Here is a 15,986-nt window from a genome sequence, read left to right on the forward strand (position 1 = left end):
CGCACCCCTGAGCATTCCTCTGGGTGCCCAACTAGGTCGTTCGACCGATCCGAGGCCTAGAATCCCAGGTCATGAAGGGACTGCTGCTACGGCTGTCGGCCCTAGACGCGGACGCGGCGGCGGCGCTGCGGGTCATCGCGCACTACGAGGCGCTGCTCGGCGCCGGCCGGCTCGACGCCGAGTCGCTCGTACGGTCCACCGCGGGGCTCGCCGAATGTCCGGCCGGGCTGGAGGTGGGCGGACGTGTGGTGCGGTTCGGGCCTGCCGGGACCGTGCCGGCGGGGTCCGCGGGGCAGCCGTCCGGGAGCGCGGAGTTCGCGCCGGGCGGCCGGGTGTGGCTGGAGCGGACGGGCGCGCCTGGCCCCTTCGACGAACTGGTGCTGGAGTGGATGGCCATCGCCGCGGGCGTCCTGTACGGGGGCCCTCAGCAGGACGCCGCGCACGCCCAGGTGGCGGACCCGGCGCTGGTCGAGCGGGTGCTGTCGGAACGTGAGGCCGTCGAGGACCGGGCACGGGCGCTGCGCCTGCTGGGCCTGGTGCCCGAGCAGCCGCTGCGGGTGGTGGCCGTCGCCGGGGCCTCCTCGGTGGCCGTGCTCGGGCGTCGCGAACTGCGTCCGGGGGTGCGGGTCGCCGCGATCGGTCCGCTCGCCGTGGCGCTGGCACCGGGCGCCGAGTCGGTCGCCGACGAGCTGCGGGCGTACGTCCGCGAGCACGGTTCCGAAGGCGTACGGATCGGGGTCGGCGGCAGCGCTCCCGCCCTGGACGCCGGGGCCTCCTGGGCGCAGGCCCGGCTCGCTCTGCGGTTCGCCGTCGATGTCGCCGGGCTGCCCGACGAGGCGGTCGTGGACCACGACTCCCTCGGCCCGGTGGCGCTGCTCGCCGACATCCCCGTCGACCGGCTGCGGGCCCAGCCCGACGTACGCGCCCTGGCCGACCTCGCCGAGGGCAGGGGCGGCCCGGCAGCCCTCGCCGCCCTGACCGCCTTCCTCCGCACCGGCTCCCTCCGCCACGCCGCCACGGACCTCCACCTGCACCACAGCTCGGTCGCCGCGAGACTCTCCGGCGCGGAAACAGCACTGGGCTACCGATTGAGCGACCCCCAGGACCGCTTCAGGGCCCAACTGGCGTTGTACGCACTGCGGTTGGCCGAGCCTCGATAGGGGCGCCCCGTCAGAGGCGCCCCGTAAGGGGCGCGGGGAACTGCGCGACCAGCCACGACCGGCCCGCAGCCGTATACGAGCCCCTAGCGAAGGGCTCTGCGCAACACAGCCACGGCCTCCGCCACTTCCCGCAGGGACACCTCCGCATGCGGAATCATCCCCGACCCATGAAACGTGCCCGGAAACAGATGCAGCTCCACACTCACCCCGGCCGCGAGCAACGCACGGGCATAGTCGATGCCCTCATCCCGCAACGGGTCGAACTCCATCACCGAGATGTACGCCGGCGGCAGCCCGACGAGCCGCTCGGCACCGGCCCGGGCAGGCGCGGCGTACAGGGGAACGTCGGCGCTGCCGGGCACGCCGACGCCGAGATACGCGTCCCAGCTGATGACCGCGTTGGGCCGGTTCCACAGCGGCGTGTCGGTGAAGGCCCGCATGCTGGGCGTGTCGAGCCGGTCGTCGAGTTCCGGGATGCCGAGGTACTGGAAGGCGATCGCGGGGCCGCCCCGGTCGCGGGCCAGCAGGGCGAGACCGGCCGAGAGACCGCCGCCGGCACTGCTGCCGAAGAGGGCGATACGGGCGGGGTCGATACCGAGCTCGGCGGCGTTCTTGGCGAGGTGGACAAGGCCGGCGTACGCGTCTTCGAGCCCGGCCGGGTAGGGGTGCTCGGGGGCGAGCCGGTATTCGACGGAGAAGACGGCGGCACCCAGTTCGCGCGCGAGCATCACGTTGGTGCCGTGGTCGAATTCGACGGTTCCCAGGATGAAGCCGCCGCCGTGGATGTCGTAGATCACCGGCAGCGGGCCCTCGACACCCTGCGGGCGGTAGCTGCGCAGGACGACGTCCGGCGCGCCCTGCGGCCCGGGTGCCACCAGCTCGGTGACGTCCACACCGGTGGCGTCCACGTCCGCCAGGGCCGCGGCGACACCGGCCGCCATCTCGGCCCGGGCGCCTTCGAGATCCGAGCAGTCGGCTCTGGGCAGCATGGGCACGATCGCGGCGAGCTCCGGGTCGAGCGGGTACGTCGTCATGTCGTCTCCGATCCGACGCTCCGTCCCGTCGGCGCACCGTTGCGCCGACGCCCGTCGCGTCGCTACGGAAACCGTGCCATGGCACATCCGCGCAGGTCACCCGACGGATGTCGGGCAATACGCGGGCGCGGACCGACACCCGTGCTCTTGCCCGCCCCGCCCTTGCCCGCCTCGTCCTCACCAGGGCCCAGGCCGTTTCGTCCGGATCATCGTGCGGACCGGAGCTCGGTGAGGAAGTCCACGAGCGCCGCGTTCACCTCCGTCGGCCGCTCCTGCTGCGTCCAGTGCCCGCACCCCGCCAGCCTGACCGGCTCGCGCCGCAGATTCGGCATCAAGTCCGGGAGCGCGGCGATGCGTTCAGGTGTGCCCGGGAACGCGGGCACCAGATCCCTGTCCCCGTACACGTACAGCGCGGGCACGCTCACGACCGCCCCATGCCAAGCAGCCGTCAGTTCCCAGTTCCGGTCGATGTTGCGGTACCAGTTGAGCGCACCGGTGAAGCCCTTGGCGAAGCTGTCGGTGAGGATGTCCAGGTCGGCCTCGGTGAACCAGTCCGGCAGAACCTCAGGATCGGGCATCGTCTCCAGCCATCCCCGTCCGGGCTCGACCAGCGGCTGCTCACCCGCGTCGGGGGCGTCACCGGAGGCCATGTAGAAGAACTTCCGCAGTGTCGTGCGCGGGTCCTTTGCGAACTCCGCGTCCGCAACGCCAGGTTGGTTGAAGTAGTTCCAGTAGAACCTGCCGTCGAACATCCTCTCCATGGCGGCGAGCGGAGGTTCAGCCCCTCGGAACGGCGGCGGCACGCTGAGCCCGGCCACCCCCAGCACGACATCCGGCCGCAGCAGCGCGGTGTGCCAGGCGACGGGCGCGCCCCAGTCGTGACCGACGACGTACGCCGTCTCCTCACCCAGCGCATGAATCAGCCCGACGACGTCACCGACCAGGTGGAGCATGCTGTACGCGTCCACGTCGTCGGGGTGATCACTCCTGCCGTATCCGCGCTGGTCGGGGGCGACCACGCGGAAACCGGCGGCGGCCAGCGGACCGAACTGGTGGTGCCAGGAGTGCCAGGCCTCCGGGAAGCCGTGCAGGAGGACGACCAGCGGGCCCTCACCCTCCTCCGCAATGTGCAACCGGATCCCGTTCACGTCGATCATTCGGTGCTCAACCATGTGCAAAAGCATATGCGCCCGCACAGGGCGGCGACTTCGACGGCTCGGGCTACACGTTCCCGAGGGACGCCGTCGACAGCGGCCTGGCGATGTCCTCCAGCGAGCGCCGTTCCGCCCGTACCGCGAGCGCCGCCGCGACCAGTCCCGCCGCGCACATCAGCCCGGCGCCGATCTGGAAGGCGAGCACCGTGTCGGCGACCACGCCCGTGCTGGTCAGGTCCGCGAAGAGGAGCGGCCCGCTGATGCCGCCGGCCGCGGTTCCGATGGCGTAGAAGAAGGCGATGGCCATGGCCCGGGTCTCCATCGGGAAGACCTCGGAGACGGTCAGGTACGCGCTGCTCGCACCCGCCGACGCGAAGAACAGCACCACGCACCAGCAGGCGGTCAGCGTCACCGCGCTCAGCGAGCCCCGGCCGAAGAGCCAGGCCGTACCGAAGAGCAGCAGGCCCGAGCCGAGATACGTCGACGAGATCATGATCCGGCGGCCCACGGTGTCGAAGAGCTTGCCGAGCAGCAGCGGGCCGAGGAAGTTGCCGGCCGCGATGACGGCGAAGTAGTAGCCGGTGTCGGAGGTCGGCACGTCGAAGAACTCGGTGAGGATCGCGCCGAAGCCGAAGGTGATCGCGTTGTAGAGGAATGCCTGGCCGATGAAGAGGGAGAGGCCGAGGACGGCACGCTTGCGGTACGTCGAGAAGACCGTGCGCCCGATGGTGAGGAAGCCGATGCTCTTGCGCTGGTGGATGGTGATCTCCCCGGCGGGCGGCGGGAGTCGGTGTCCCTTCTCCGCCTCGATCTGCCGCTCCACGTCGCTGACGAGGCGTTCGGCCTCCTCTCCCCTGCCGTGGATGAACAGCCACCTCGGACTCTCGGGAACGTTGCGGCGTACGAGGAGGATCACCAGGCCCAGGACGACGCCGAGGGCGAAGGTGAGCCGCCAGCCGACGTTCATCGCGAACAGGTCCGTGTTCAGCGCGACGATCGACAGGAGCGAGCCGCCGATCGCGCCCAGCCAGAAGCTGCCGTTGATGATCAGGTCGACGCGGCCCCGGTAGTGGGAGGGGATCAGTTCGTCGATCGCCGAGTTGATGGCCGCGTACTCGCCGCCGATGCCGAAGCCGGTGAGGAAGCGGAAGAGGAAGAACCACCAGGAGTGGAAGGAGATCGCGGTCAGGGCCGTCGCCGCGAGGTAGACGGCGAGGGTGACCATGAAGAGTTTCTTGCGGCCGAACTTGTCCGTGAGGCGGCCGAAGAACAGCGCCCCGGAGCAGGCTCCGGCCACGTAGAGGGCGGCCGCGATGCCGGTGACCTGGGCCGCCGAGACCGGTAATCCGCTGCCGGACTCGGAGAGCCGGCCCGCGATGTTGCCTACAACTGTGACTTCCAGTCCGTCGAGGATCCACACCGTGCCGAGACCGATGACGATGGTCCAGTGCCAGCGCGACCACGGCAGACGGTCCAGACGGGCGGGGACGGCGGTGGTGACGGTGCCGGTGTCGGCCTCGGTGACGGACATGGGCTCCCTCCTCGTCGAGCGAACCGAGCGAACCCGGCACGGGTCCCCCCGACGAAGAGGCCTACGCCCGCGTCCGTACCGGCCGGACGGCGGGTCCGTACCGGCTAGCCGCCCAGCGCCCGCGACACCGTGTAGATCACAAGACCCGCCAGCGAGCCCACCACCGTGCCGTTGATCCGGATGAACTGCAGGTCACGGCCGATGTGTGCCTCGATCTTCTTGGAGGTGTGCTCGGCGTCCCAACCGGCGACGGTGTCGGTGATGAGGGAGGTGATCTCGTCGCGGTAGGTCGTCACGACGTACACCGCCGCGCCCTCGACCCACCCGTCGACCTTGGCCTGGAGCTTCGGGTCCGTGGACATCCGGGCGCCCAGCGACAGCAGCGAGGCCCGCACGCGCAGCCGCAGCTCGCTGCGCTCGTCCTCCGCCGCGGACACGATCATCTGCCGTACGGAGGACCAGGCGGAGGCGATCAGGTCCTGGACCTCGCCGCGGCCGAGGACCTCCCGCTTGAGGTTCTCCACGCGCGCGCGGGTCTCGGTGTCGGACTGGAGGTCGGAGGCGAAGTCGGTGAGGAAGCGGTCGAGGGCGCCGCGGGCCGGGTGGGCGGGCATGTCGCGCATCTCGGTGACGAAGCGCAGCAGTTCCTTGTAGACGCGCTCGCCGACCCGCTTGTCGACGAACTTCGGGGTCCAGCCGGGGGCGCCGCCCTGCACGGCGTCCATGACCTGGTCGTTGTGGAGGACCAGCCAGTCGTGGGCACGTACGCAGATCAGGTCGACGACCCGCCGGTGGCCGCCGTCCGCGACGACCTTCTCCAGCATCTTCCCTATGCCGGGGGCGATCTCCTGGGCGTCGGCCCGCCGGTTGATGGCCTCGCCGACGACGGCCTGCACGTCGGAGTCGCGCAGCACGGCGAGCGCGCCGCGCAGGGCGGTGGCCAGTTCCGCCGTCACCCGGTCGGCGTGCTCCGGCAGAGCCAGCCAGGCGCCGAGCCGGCTGCCGATGCCGACGGCCCGCAGGCGGCCGCGTACGACGTCCCGGGACAGGAAGTTCTCGCCGACGAACTCGCCCAGGGAGACGCCGAGTTGGTCCTTCTTCGTCGGGATGATCGCGGTGTGCGGGATGGGCAGGCCCATGGGCCGCCGGAAGAGCGCGGTGACGGCGAACCAGTCGGCGAGCGCGCCCACCATGCCGGCCTCGGCGGCCGCGGCGACGTACCCCGTCCAGGCGCCCGCGCCGGAGTTGCCGGCCCACTTGGCGAGTACGTAGACGACGGCGACCAGGAGCAGCATGCCGGTCGCCGTGAGCTTCATCCGGCGCACGCCGCGGAACTTCTCCTCGTCGGCGGGGCTGAACGAGGTCATCGCACGGCCGGCCTCGGCCGCACCGCGGTTCACGGCGCCGCCGGGCCGGGCATGCTGACCCTCCGAACCTGTTTCCGCGCCCGCTCCCGCTCCCGAACCTGCTCCCGAACCTGTTTCATCCGCTTTCGTGCGTTCCATCCACGGTCCCATCCACTCCACCCGTTCCTGTCCCCCGCACCCATTGTCCCAACCTGACCGACTCCTGGAACGGAACAGGAGTTCCCGGCGTCTTCCCGGGCGGGGGCCGGAAGAACCGCAAGCGGAAAAACCGGCAGCAGCCGCGGGAGCGATGGGGGTCCTGTCGGGCATCTCCCCCGCCATGCCTCATCATGGGGTCATCACATCGGAGCCCCGAGCTCCCATTGCTCTAGGAGACACGCACCGCATGACCAGGCGTTACGGTTATGCCTTGCTGGCCGCGATCGTTGCTGTGATCGTGGTCATTTCAGCCGCCATATACGTCGGTGTATCGGCCGACGACGGTGAGGAGAACACCCTCGCCAGCGGCCGCACCCCGAACAACTCGGCGGCTCCCGCGTCCACCGGCACCTGGGTGGGCGCCTGGTCGGCGTCCCCGGCCGGGTCCGAGCCCGGCACCGAGGTGAACGGGATGGCGGGCCGTTCGGTACGCAACGTCGTGCACGTGGGCGTCGGCGGTACCGCGGTCCGGATCACCCTGTCGAACCTGTACGGGCAGCAGCCACTCAGCATCACGCACGCCTCGGTCGCCGTCGCGGTCGCCCCGAACAACGCCGAGGCGGCCGCCGACACCATGCGCCGCCTCACCTTCCGCGGCAGCCCGTCGGTGATCGTGCCGGCCGGGCAGCAGGTGGTGAGCGACGCCGTGCGGCTGCTGATCCCGCACGACAGGGACGTGCTGGTGACGACGTACTCGCCGACCCCGTCCGGCCCGGTCACCTACCACCCGCAGGCCCGGCAGATCTCGTACACGGCGGAGGGCGACCGCACGGAGGACGTGAGCGGCGCCGCCTACACCGGACAGACCCCGTACTGGCGCTACCTGACCGCGCTGGACGTGCTGAGCAACGAGTCGCAGGGCACGGTCGTCGTCATCGGCGACTCGCTCACCGACGGCGCGACCTCGTCCGTGGGCGAGAACCGGCGCTGGACGGACGTCCTCGCCGACCGGCTGCGCGACTCCTCGGACGGCCCCCGCTACAGCGTGGTCAACCAGGGCATCAGCGGCAACCGCATCCTGTCCAGCGGCCTCGGCCGCCCCGCCGAGAACCCCAGCGGTCTGAGCCGCTTCGACCGCGACGTGCTCGGCCGCACGAACGTCAGGGCCGTCGTCGTCGTGCTCGGCGTCAACGACATCCTGCGCACACCCCACGTGACAGACCCGGACAACATCACCGACGGCCTGCGCGAGCTGAAGCGGCTGGCACACGCCCGGGGCCTGCGGGTCGTCGGCGCCACCCTCATGCCCTTCCAGGGCCACCGCGGCTACCAGCGGGACCTGGAGGCCACCCGCAAGGCCGTCAACGCCAAGATCCGCGCCGGCAAGGTCTTCGACGACTACGTCGACTTCGACAAGGCACTCCGCGACCCGTACAACCCCCGCCGCCTCCGCTCCGACTACGACTCGGGCGACCACCTCCACCCGAGCGACAAGGGCTACGAACGAATGGCAGAGGTCTTCGATTTGGACGACCTGAAGGGCGCGGCTCCGGCCGAGCTGTAGCCCCGTAAGGGGCGCGGGGCTGTATCGATTTGCGGCTCCGCCGCGTGGGCGCGACCAGCCACAGCCGGCCCGCGCTATACGGCACTACCCGCGGAAGCGATCAGTCCCGATCGTGCCGGTTACCTCGCCGCTCATCCCGCTCATCACGCCGCGCATCCCGCCGTTCCCGCCGCTCCTCATGCCGCTCATCCCGATGCTGACGCAACATCTCCCGATGCTGCTCCATCGCGGCACGATGGATGGCCCGCGCCTCGTCCAGCCCGTCGTCACGCTCATCCCAGGCGCCGGCCCCCTCCAGGGCCCGGCGCCTGTTCTCCTCCAGCTCTTCCTGGCGGGCAGCCTTCCGCTCCAGCTTCTCCAACCGCCGCTCCTCCTTCTGGCGGAGCCGCTCAGCCCTGGTCAGCTTGCGTTCGACACCGACGCCACCCCAGAAGGCGAACCCGGTCACGATGACGCGCGGGGCACCCGGATCACCCGGCACGCCTTGCTGGCTGTGGTCGAAGCCGCCCATGATGCCGATCCCGCGGACGACGACCTCGACGCCGGGCGGCACGATCACGTCCAGACCGCCCATGATCGCGACGCAGTTGACGACCACCTCGCCGTCGGCGAAATCCGCCTCGCGCAGATCGATGGCCCCGCCGCCCCAGAACGCGAACGCGTTGAAGCGCCTGGGCATGGTCCAGCGCCCCTTGCGCTCGAACCCCGACATGATCGCCACGCCCCACTGGGACGAGCCGTCGCCCCCGACGATCCGGCCCGCCCAGTCCCCCGTCCCGGCGTCGGGCCGCTTGACCATCGACACCACGGGAGCGGGAGCGGCCACCCCGGGCCCGGGCAGATCCCGGGTGATCGGCGCCAACTCCTTGTACGTACGCGCCTTGTACGTCGCCTCAAGACGTTCCTCGAACTCCTCCATGTCGAGGCGGCCCTCCGCGAGGGCGTCCCTCAGCACTTCGGCCACCTGCTCACGGTCGGCGTCGGAGGCACGCAGCTCGGGAAGTCCGTCGGACCCGTCAGATCCGTGAGATCCGTCGGATCCGTCAGAAGAGCCGCCGGAAGGACCGCCGGGGAGTTCGTCCGTCATGGACAGAAGCCTACGAGGTTGCCTTCTCCGCGTACATGCGGCTGATGACCGCCTCGATGTCCGGTTCCCGCACCGACAGGTCCACCAGCGGATACTCGGCTGCGATCCGCGCCACCAGCGGCGCCGCCGACTCCGCCGCCGGGAAGGCCAGCCACTGCCGGGGCCCCTCGACCTTCACCACGCGCGCCAACTCGACCTCGATGGGCGGAAGTTCACGTTCCAGGTCCACCACCAGCGTCCGCTCGCTCTCGCCGATCTCGTGCAGCCCGGTCAGCGGCCCGTCGTACATCAGGCGTCCGTGGTCGATCACCATCACCCGCCGGCACAGCTGCTCGATGTCGGTCAGGTCGTGCGTGGTGAGCAGCACGGTCGTACCGCGCTCGGCGTTGAGCTCCCGCAGGAACTCCCGCACCCGCGCCTTGCTGATCACGTCGAGCCCGATCGTCGGCTCGTCCAGGTACAGCACCTCCGGATCGTGCAGCAGCGCCGCCGCGATGTCCCCGCGCATCCGCTGCCCGAGCGACAGCTGCCGCACCGGCACGTCCAACAGGGCGCCCAGTTCGAGGAGTTCGACACACCGGTCGAGATTCTCGGCGTACCGCGCGTCGGGGATGCGGTACATGCGGCGCATCAGCCGGTACGAGTCGATCAGCGGCAGGTCCCACCACAGGGTCGTACGCTGCCCGAACACCACCCCGATGCGATGGGCGAGCCGGGTGCGCTCGCGGGACGGGTCGATGCCCGCGACCCGCAGCCGTCCGCCGCTCGGCGTCAGAATCCCGGTCAGCATCTTGATGGTGGTGGACTTGCCCGCGCCGTTGGGCCCGATGTAGCCCACCATCTCGCCGCGCGGCACGGTGAAGGAGATCGAGTCGACCGCCCGCACCTGATGCCGCTCACTGCGCAGGAAGCCGGTCTTCTTGCGTACGTCGAAGACCTTCTCGACGCGGTCGAGCTCGATGAAGGCCGCGCCCTCGCCTGAAATGCCCATGTCCCCTAACTTCCCGTGCTCCGGTACGAACGAAGACCCGCACGCCAGGCGACCCCCGCGAGCGCACAGCAGGCGACCGCCACCAGCGGCGGCAGGAACGCGACCCACTCCGGCAGGTCGAGCGGATACGGCAGCCCCAGCACGTACAGCGCGGGCAGCCAGTTGACGAAGGCGAGCGGCAGTACGAAGGTCACCCCGCGCACCAGGTCCTTCGCGAAGACGGTCGGCGGGTACTGGAGGAGGGTGGTGCCGCCGTACGTGAAGGAGTTCTGCACCTGGGACGCGTCCTGGGCGACGAACTGGAAGGCCGCGCCCGCCACGAACACCGCCGCGAAGATCCCGGCGCCGCTGACCACCATCACCGGCATCATCAGCAGCTTCACCGGGGTCCAGTCGATGTCGAGTACGACCAGCGCGTACCCGAGGACCAGCAGCCCCTGCGTGATCCGGCCCAGGCGGCGCAGCGCGAACCGGTCCGCGGCGACCTGCGCCAGCACCGGCACCGGCCGCACCAGCAGCGTGTCGAACGTGCCGTCGCGCACCCGCCCGCCGAGCCGGTCCATCGAGCCGAGCGCCAGGTCGGCCAGGCCGAAGGAGGCGCTGGACAGCCCGTACAGGAAGGCCACCTCGCCCAGCGAGTAGCCGCCCAGCTCGTCGACCCGCGAGAACATCAGCAGGATCGCGACGAAGTCGAGCGCGGTGCCGGCGAAGTTGCCGAACGCGGTCATCACGAAGGACGCGCGGTACGCCATCGTGGAGCGGATCCACATCCCGGCGATCAGCAGGTACGCGCGCAACCCGTCCACCACCCGCGAGGTCCGCGACGTCGGCCACGAGGTCTCAGCCACCCTGGACCACCACCCTGCGCGTCGCCGCCGTCTGGACCAGGCGGCCGAGCGCGAGCAGCCCGACGGCCCAGGCGGCCTGGAAGGCGTACGTACGCAGCAGGCCGAACCCCGTGCGCTCGCCGAGCAGCACGTCGGCCGGCGCCTGGAGCAGCGCCGACCAGGGCAGCGCGCGGGCCACCTCGCCGAGCGCGCCCGGGAAGACGTTCAGCGGCAGCACCATCCCGGAGAAGAAGAGGCCCGTGAGCACGGACAGCTGCTGCACGCCCGCGCCGTCCATGAACCAGAACGCCGACAGCGCCACGAGATAGCGGATCGCGAAGCTCACGACGAGACCGAGCACGACGGCGACCAGGAACGCCAGCCAGGTCACGGGATCGGTCGGCAGCGCGATGTGGAAGACGAGCCCGCCGAACGCGATCGGTACCACCCCGCGCCCCGCCAACTGGAACGCGGCCCGCCCTGCGTCCGCCGCCAGCCACCACGCCTGAAGATCCGCGGGCCGGTAAAGGTCGATCGCGATGTCACCCGTACGGATTCTCTCGATCATCTCGTCCTCGAAGCCGCCGCCCATCACCGCGACCGCCGCGAGCAGCCCCTGCCCGAGCCACACGTACGTCAGCGCCTGCGCCTGGTCGTAGCCGCCGAGGCCCGGCCGCTCGTCCCACAGCGCGATGTACGTGTAGGCCAGGATCAGCCCGAAGACGGTGTTGGTGAACACGCCCGCCGCGGTCGCCACCCGGTAGGTCGAGTACCGCCGGAACCCGCTCGCCGCGACGGCCGCGTACAACCGCCCTGTCCCCACCTTGCCGGGCCCCCTTCGACCGTTCCGAGCGTTCTGAATGCCTGCTGAAGGCCTTCTCCAAGCCTTCTCGAAGCCTTCTGAGCCAAAGCGCAGGAGCCTAGTCGCGCGGCCGTGCACCGTGCCAGGCATTTTCCGCACACGACGCGTGCCACGAGCAGGGAACGATTCGCCGGGTGGGACAGTCTTCAAGGAGGGACGCACTAGGCGTACGAGGGCGTACGAGACGTACGACGCGAAAGCGAAACGGGAGTCCGGCACAACATGAACGACCAGCCGCAGCCAGAGCAGCCGAGCAAGGGCTGGGCACCGAGAGACCCGGAAGCCGCCTCCGCGGCGGCGCCGGACACACCCGGGAACACACCTGGGAACGCATTCGGGGAGACGACCGAGGTCCCGCCCGGGGTCACGCCAGGCAAGAAGCCCAAGCGGCCCAAGCGCACCGGCTGGCGACGGATGGTCCCGACCTGGCGGTTCGTGCTCGGCACGTTCGTCATCGTGACCCTGCTGCTCATCGGCCTGTTCGCACTCGGCTACACCATGGTCAAGATCCCGTCGGCGAACTCGGCCGCGATCAAGCAGAGCAACGTCTACCTGTACGCGGACGGCAGCCAGCTGGCCCGGGACGGTGAGGTCAACCGGGAGAGCGTGACGCTCGACCTGATCTCCAAGGACGCCCAGCACGCGGTGCTGGCCGCCGAGGACCGGGACTTCTACACCGAGTCGGCCGTCGACCCCAAGGCGATGATCCGGGCCGGCTGGAACACCGCCACCGGCAAGGGCAAGCAGTCCGGCTCGACGATCACCCAGCAGTACGTGAAGAACTACTACCTGGCCCAGGACCAGACCGTCACCCGGAAGGTGAAGGAGTTCTTCATCTCCATCAAGCTGGACCGCGAGAAGAGCAAGGCCGACATCCTCGAGGGCTACCTCAACACCAGCTACTTCGGCCGCAACGCGTACGGCATCCAGGCCGCCGCCCAGGCCTACTACGGAGTCGACGCCAAGGACCTGACGGCCGCGCAGGGCGCCTATCTGGCCGCGCTGCTGAACGCGCCGAGCGAGTACGACGTCGTCGCGCACCCCGAGAACAAGCCGGCCGCGCTGGCCCGCTGGAACTACGTCCTCGACGGCATGGTCAAGAAGAAGTGGCTGAGCGAGGCGGACCGCGCCGGCACCAAGTTCCCCGAGCCCAAGCAGACGGTGATCGCGACCGGGATGTCAGGACAGCGCGGCTACATCGTCAAGGCCGTGAACGACTACCTGATCGACAACAAGATCGTCGACGAGGAGACGCTGAACGCCGGCGGCTACCGCATCACGACCACCCTGCAGAAGCCCAAGCAGAACGCCTTCGTGAAGGCCGTCGACGACCAGGTGATGGACGAGCTCGACAAGAAGAACCGCAAGGTCGACAACTACGTCCGCGCGGGCGGCGCCTCCATCGACCCCAAGACCGGCAAGGTCCTCGCGATGTACGGCGGCATCGACTACACGAAGCAGTACTACAACAACGCCACCCGCCGGGACTACCAGGTCGGCTCCACCTTCAAGCCGTTCGTGTTCACCTCGGCCGTCCAGAACGACTCGACCACCCAGGACGGCCGCACGATCACCCCGAACACCGTCTACGACGGCAACAACGTGCGCCCCGTGGAGGGCTGGGAGGGCGGCTCGTACGCCCCGGAGAACGAGGACCAGGTCTCGTACGGCCCGGTCTCGGTCCGCACCGCCACCGACAAGTCCGTGAACTCCGTGTACGCGCAGATGGCCGTGGACGTCGACCCGGAGAAGGTCAAGAAGACGGCCGTCGGGCTGGGCATCCCGTCCGACACCCCCGACCTGACGGCGTCCCCGTCGATCGCGCTCGGCCCGGCCACGGCCAGCGTCCTCGACATGGCGGAGGCGTACGCGACCCTCGCCAACCACGGCAAGCGCGGCACGTACACGATGATCGAGAAGATCACCAAGGACGGCGCGAACGTGGTGGACCTGCCCGAGCGCAAGACCTGGCAGGCGGTGAGCCGCGAGGCCGCCGACACCACGACCTCGGTCCTGCAGAGCGTCGTCGAAGGCGGCACCGGCACGGCCGCGCAGGCCGCCGACCGCCCCGCGGCGGGTAAGACCGGCACCGCCGAGGAGGACACGGCGGCCTGGTTCGCGGGCTACACCCCGAACCTCGCCACCGTCGTCGCCGTCATGGGCCAGGACCCGGACACCGGCGCGCACAAGTCGCTGTACGGAGCACTCGGCCAGCCCCGTATCAACGGCGGCGGCTACCCGGCGCAGATCTGGGCCCAGTACACCAAGGCCGCGCTCAAGGGCAGCACGGCCCAGGAGTTCGACCTGAAGGTGCAGGAGGGCTCGGCCGAACAGCAACTCCCGCCGGCCGACCCCACACCGGAACAGCCCACCACGGCCGGTCAGGACAACGGCGGAACCACCGGCGGCGAGGAGACCCCCGCCACCCAGGGCGGCCAGACCGACGGCGGCACGACCGGAGACGGCGGCACGACCGACACCGGCGGCACGACGACCGACGGCGGCACCACCACGGACGGCGGCACGACCGGAGACGGCGGCACCACGGACGGCGGCACCACCACCGGCGGCACCGACGGCGCGGGCGGCACGACCGGCGACGGCACGACGAACACGGGCGGCGGCGACGGCTCGACGGACGGCGGTGGCGGAACGACGGACGGCACGGACATCGGGGGTCTCCCCTAGTCGCCCGGAAGGGGCCGGTAATCGCCCGGAAGGGGCCGGTAATCGCCCGGAAGGGGCCGGTGGCGATGGCCACCGGCCCCTTCTGGTGTCTCGCTGCTCTAGAGGTACAGCCCCGTCGAGTCCTCGGAGCCCTCGAACCGGTCCGCCGCCACGGCGTGCAGGTCCCGCTCGCGCATCAGCACGTACGCGGTGCCGCGCACCTCGACCTCGGCCAGGTCCTCCGGGTCGTACAGGACGCGGTCGCCCGGCTCGACGGTCCGTACGTTCTGCCCGACCGCGACGACCTCGGCCCAGGCGAGCCGCCGGCCGACGGCCGCGGTCGCGGGAATCAGAATGCCGCCGCCGGAGCGGCGCTCCCCCTCGGCGGTGTCCTGCCGCACGAGCACGCGGTCGTGCAGCATCCGGATGGGCAGCTTGTCGTGATGGGTCTTCTCGCTCACGTCAACGAACCTACCTGGCTTTGCGGAGCACGTACGTGGGTGGGTGCGGGTGAGGTGCCGACGAGGGCCGCCGACCGGACGCGGGCGCGGTCAGCCCCTGCGGCGCCGCGAGCCCACCGCGAACAGGCCGACGAGGCCGACCACCACGAGGGCCACGGGCACGACCCGCTCCAGCCGGGGCGCCCCCTCCTCCGTGACGAACTGCCCCTTCACATCGCCGACGATCCGGTTGACGCCGACGTAGGCACGCCCCAGCGAGTGGTCGATGCTGGACGCCACCTTCGCCTTGGCGTCCCCGACGATGGTCTTCGGGTGCACCCGCACACCGATCTCGTCGAGCGTCTCGGCAAGGGTTTCGCGACGGCGTTTGATGTCCGCCTCGATCTGCGCCGGAGTCCTGGTGTCCGGCGAGCTCGACGTGTCCGACACGCGCTGCCTCCGTGGTCGTGGTCGTTTTCCGGTGGCCTGTTCTCATCGGCCTTTTCTCTGGTCGACAGTCTGTCAGCTCCGCTCGCCGCGCACCGCTCGGCACCCCCATTACGCTCGGGTGCGTATCCACCACCCCGCAAGGAGACCGAACCGAGATGAGCGAGCGACTCCAGCCCGGCGACACCGCCCCCGCCTTCACCCTGCCCGACGCCGACGGCAACGAGGTCTCCCTGGCCGCCCACAAGGGCCGCAAGGTCATCGTCTACTTCTACCCCGCCGCCCTGACCCCCGGCTGCACGAAGCAGGCCTGCGACTTCACCGACAACCTCGACGTCCTGGCGGGCGCCGGCTACGACGTCATCGGCGTCTCCCCCGACAAGCCCGAAAAGCTCGCCAAGTTCCGCGAGAAGGAGTCCCTGAAGGTCACCCTGGTCGGCGACCCCGACAAGACGGTCATCGAGTCCTACGCCGCCTACGGCGAAAAGAAGAACTACGGCAAGACCTACATGGGCGTCATCCGCTCCACGATCATCGTGGACGAGGAGGGCAAGGTCGAGCGAGCCCTCTACAACGTCCGTGCGGCCGGCCACGTAGCGAAGATCATCAAGGACCTGGAGATCTGAGCCCCACCGGTTCGCGCCCTCAGGCGCTCCCCGGCGCTGGAACGGCCCGCCCGCGAAAAGCGGTGCGGGCCATTCCATATTCCGGACGTGA

The 15,986-nt window shown here is 70.3% G+C and carries 14 protein-coding genes; 4 read left to right on the forward strand and 10 right to left on the reverse strand.

Annotated features, from left to right (window positions below; genetic code table 11):
* The first annotated feature begins 71 nt into the window (after positions 1 to 71).
* Complete coding sequence (locus AB0I18_RS23375) at positions 72 to 1,160, forward strand: helix-turn-helix domain-containing protein (protein WP_363107487.1); 1,089 nt, start codon at positions 72 to 74, stop codon at positions 1,158 to 1,160.
* Positions 1,161 to 1,243: 83 nt separating this feature from the next.
* Here the strand turns inward: AB0I18_RS23375 and AB0I18_RS23380 are convergent, their stop codons facing one another.
* The 4 genes from AB0I18_RS23380 to AB0I18_RS23395 all read right to left on the reverse strand — a co-directional run bounded on the left by AB0I18_RS23380 (position 1,244) and on the right by AB0I18_RS23395 (position 6,384).
* Positions 1,244 to 2,194 (reverse strand): alpha/beta hydrolase, encoded by a 951-nt coding sequence (locus AB0I18_RS23380; protein ID WP_363107488.1) that lies wholly within the window; start codon positions 2,192 to 2,194, stop codon positions 1,244 to 1,246.
* A 206-nt stretch (positions 2,195 to 2,400) separates the two neighbouring features.
* Complete coding sequence (locus tag AB0I18_RS23385) at positions 2,401 to 3,366, reverse strand: alpha/beta hydrolase (protein WP_363107489.1); 966 nt, start codon at positions 3,364 to 3,366, stop codon at positions 2,401 to 2,403.
* Positions 3,367 to 3,415: 49 nt separating this feature from the next.
* Positions 3,416 to 4,879 carry an MFS transporter gene (locus tag AB0I18_RS23390; protein WP_363107490.1) on the reverse strand — a complete coding sequence of 488 codons (1,464 nt, stop codon included), beginning with the start codon at positions 4,877 to 4,879 and terminating at the stop codon, positions 3,416 to 3,418.
* A 104-nt stretch (positions 4,880 to 4,983) separates the two neighbouring features.
* Positions 4,984 to 6,384, reverse strand: coding sequence for a DUF445 domain-containing protein (locus AB0I18_RS23395; protein ID WP_363107491.1), 1,401 nt, complete (start codon positions 6,382 to 6,384; stop codon positions 4,984 to 4,986).
* Positions 6,385 to 6,631: 247 nt separating this feature from the next.
* Between AB0I18_RS23395 and AB0I18_RS23400 the strand changes: the two genes are divergently transcribed.
* A complete protein-coding gene (locus AB0I18_RS23400; protein WP_363107493.1) occupies positions 6,632 to 7,948 on the forward strand; it encodes an SGNH/GDSL hydrolase family protein in 1,317 nt (438 codons plus the stop codon).
* A 100-nt stretch (positions 7,949 to 8,048) separates the two neighbouring features.
* Here AB0I18_RS23400 and AB0I18_RS23405 read toward each other — a convergent pair whose 3' ends face one another.
* From AB0I18_RS23405 to AB0I18_RS23420, 4 genes are read right to left on the reverse strand one after another with little or no spacing between them, the layout of a single operon-like run.
* Positions 8,049 to 9,035, reverse strand: coding sequence for a DUF1707 domain-containing protein (locus tag AB0I18_RS23405; protein WP_363107494.1), 987 nt, complete (start codon positions 9,033 to 9,035; stop codon positions 8,049 to 8,051).
* 10 nt (positions 9,036 to 9,045) lie between these two features.
* A complete protein-coding gene (locus AB0I18_RS23410) occupies positions 9,046 to 10,026 on the reverse strand; it encodes an ABC transporter ATP-binding protein (RefSeq protein ID WP_363107495.1) in 981 nt (326 codons plus the stop codon).
* A gap of 5 nt (positions 10,027 to 10,031) precedes the next feature.
* Positions 10,032 to 10,874 carry an ABC transporter permease gene (locus AB0I18_RS23415; RefSeq protein ID WP_363107496.1) on the reverse strand — a complete coding sequence of 281 codons (843 nt, stop codon included), beginning with the start codon at positions 10,872 to 10,874 and terminating at the stop codon, positions 10,032 to 10,034.
* Complete coding sequence (locus AB0I18_RS23420; protein ID WP_363107497.1) at positions 10,867 to 11,676, reverse strand: ABC-2 family transporter protein; 810 nt, start codon at positions 11,674 to 11,676, stop codon at positions 10,867 to 10,869. Before AB0I18_RS23420 ends, AB0I18_RS23415 begins: the two co-directional genes overlap by 8 nt.
* Positions 11,677 to 11,937: 261 nt before the next feature.
* Here AB0I18_RS23420 and AB0I18_RS23425 point away from each other — a divergent pair, with 261 nt between their 5' ends.
* Positions 11,938 to 14,403: a transglycosylase domain-containing protein gene (locus AB0I18_RS23425; protein ID WP_363107498.1), complete on the forward strand. Its 2,466-nt coding sequence runs from the start codon at positions 11,938 to 11,940 to the stop codon at positions 14,401 to 14,403.
* Between the two features lie 98 nt (positions 14,404 to 14,501).
* Here AB0I18_RS23425 and AB0I18_RS23430 read toward each other — a convergent pair whose 3' ends face one another.
* Together AB0I18_RS23430 and AB0I18_RS23435 are read right to left on the reverse strand one after the other, a co-directional pair.
* Positions 14,502 to 14,843: a co-chaperone GroES gene (locus tag AB0I18_RS23430; RefSeq protein WP_363107499.1), complete on the reverse strand. Its 342-nt coding sequence runs from the start codon at positions 14,841 to 14,843 to the stop codon at positions 14,502 to 14,504.
* A gap of 90 nt (positions 14,844 to 14,933) precedes the next feature.
* The gene (locus tag AB0I18_RS23435; RefSeq protein ID WP_363107500.1) at positions 14,934 to 15,272 is read right to left on the reverse strand and encodes a DUF3618 domain-containing protein; all 339 of its coding nucleotides are present in this window, start codon (positions 15,270 to 15,272) and stop codon (positions 14,934 to 14,936) included.
* 155 nt (positions 15,273 to 15,427) lie between these two features.
* Between AB0I18_RS23435 and bcp the strand changes: the two genes are divergently transcribed.
* Complete coding sequence (bcp, locus tag AB0I18_RS23440) at positions 15,428 to 15,895, forward strand: thioredoxin-dependent thiol peroxidase (RefSeq protein ID WP_363107501.1); 468 nt, start codon at positions 15,428 to 15,430, stop codon at positions 15,893 to 15,895.
* Positions 15,896 to 15,986: the final 91 nt, after the last annotated feature.

It is taken from the genome of Streptomyces sp. NPDC050704, assembly GCF_040654355.1.
Taxonomy (GTDB): Bacteria; Actinomycetota; Actinomycetes; order Streptomycetales; family Streptomycetaceae; genus Streptomyces.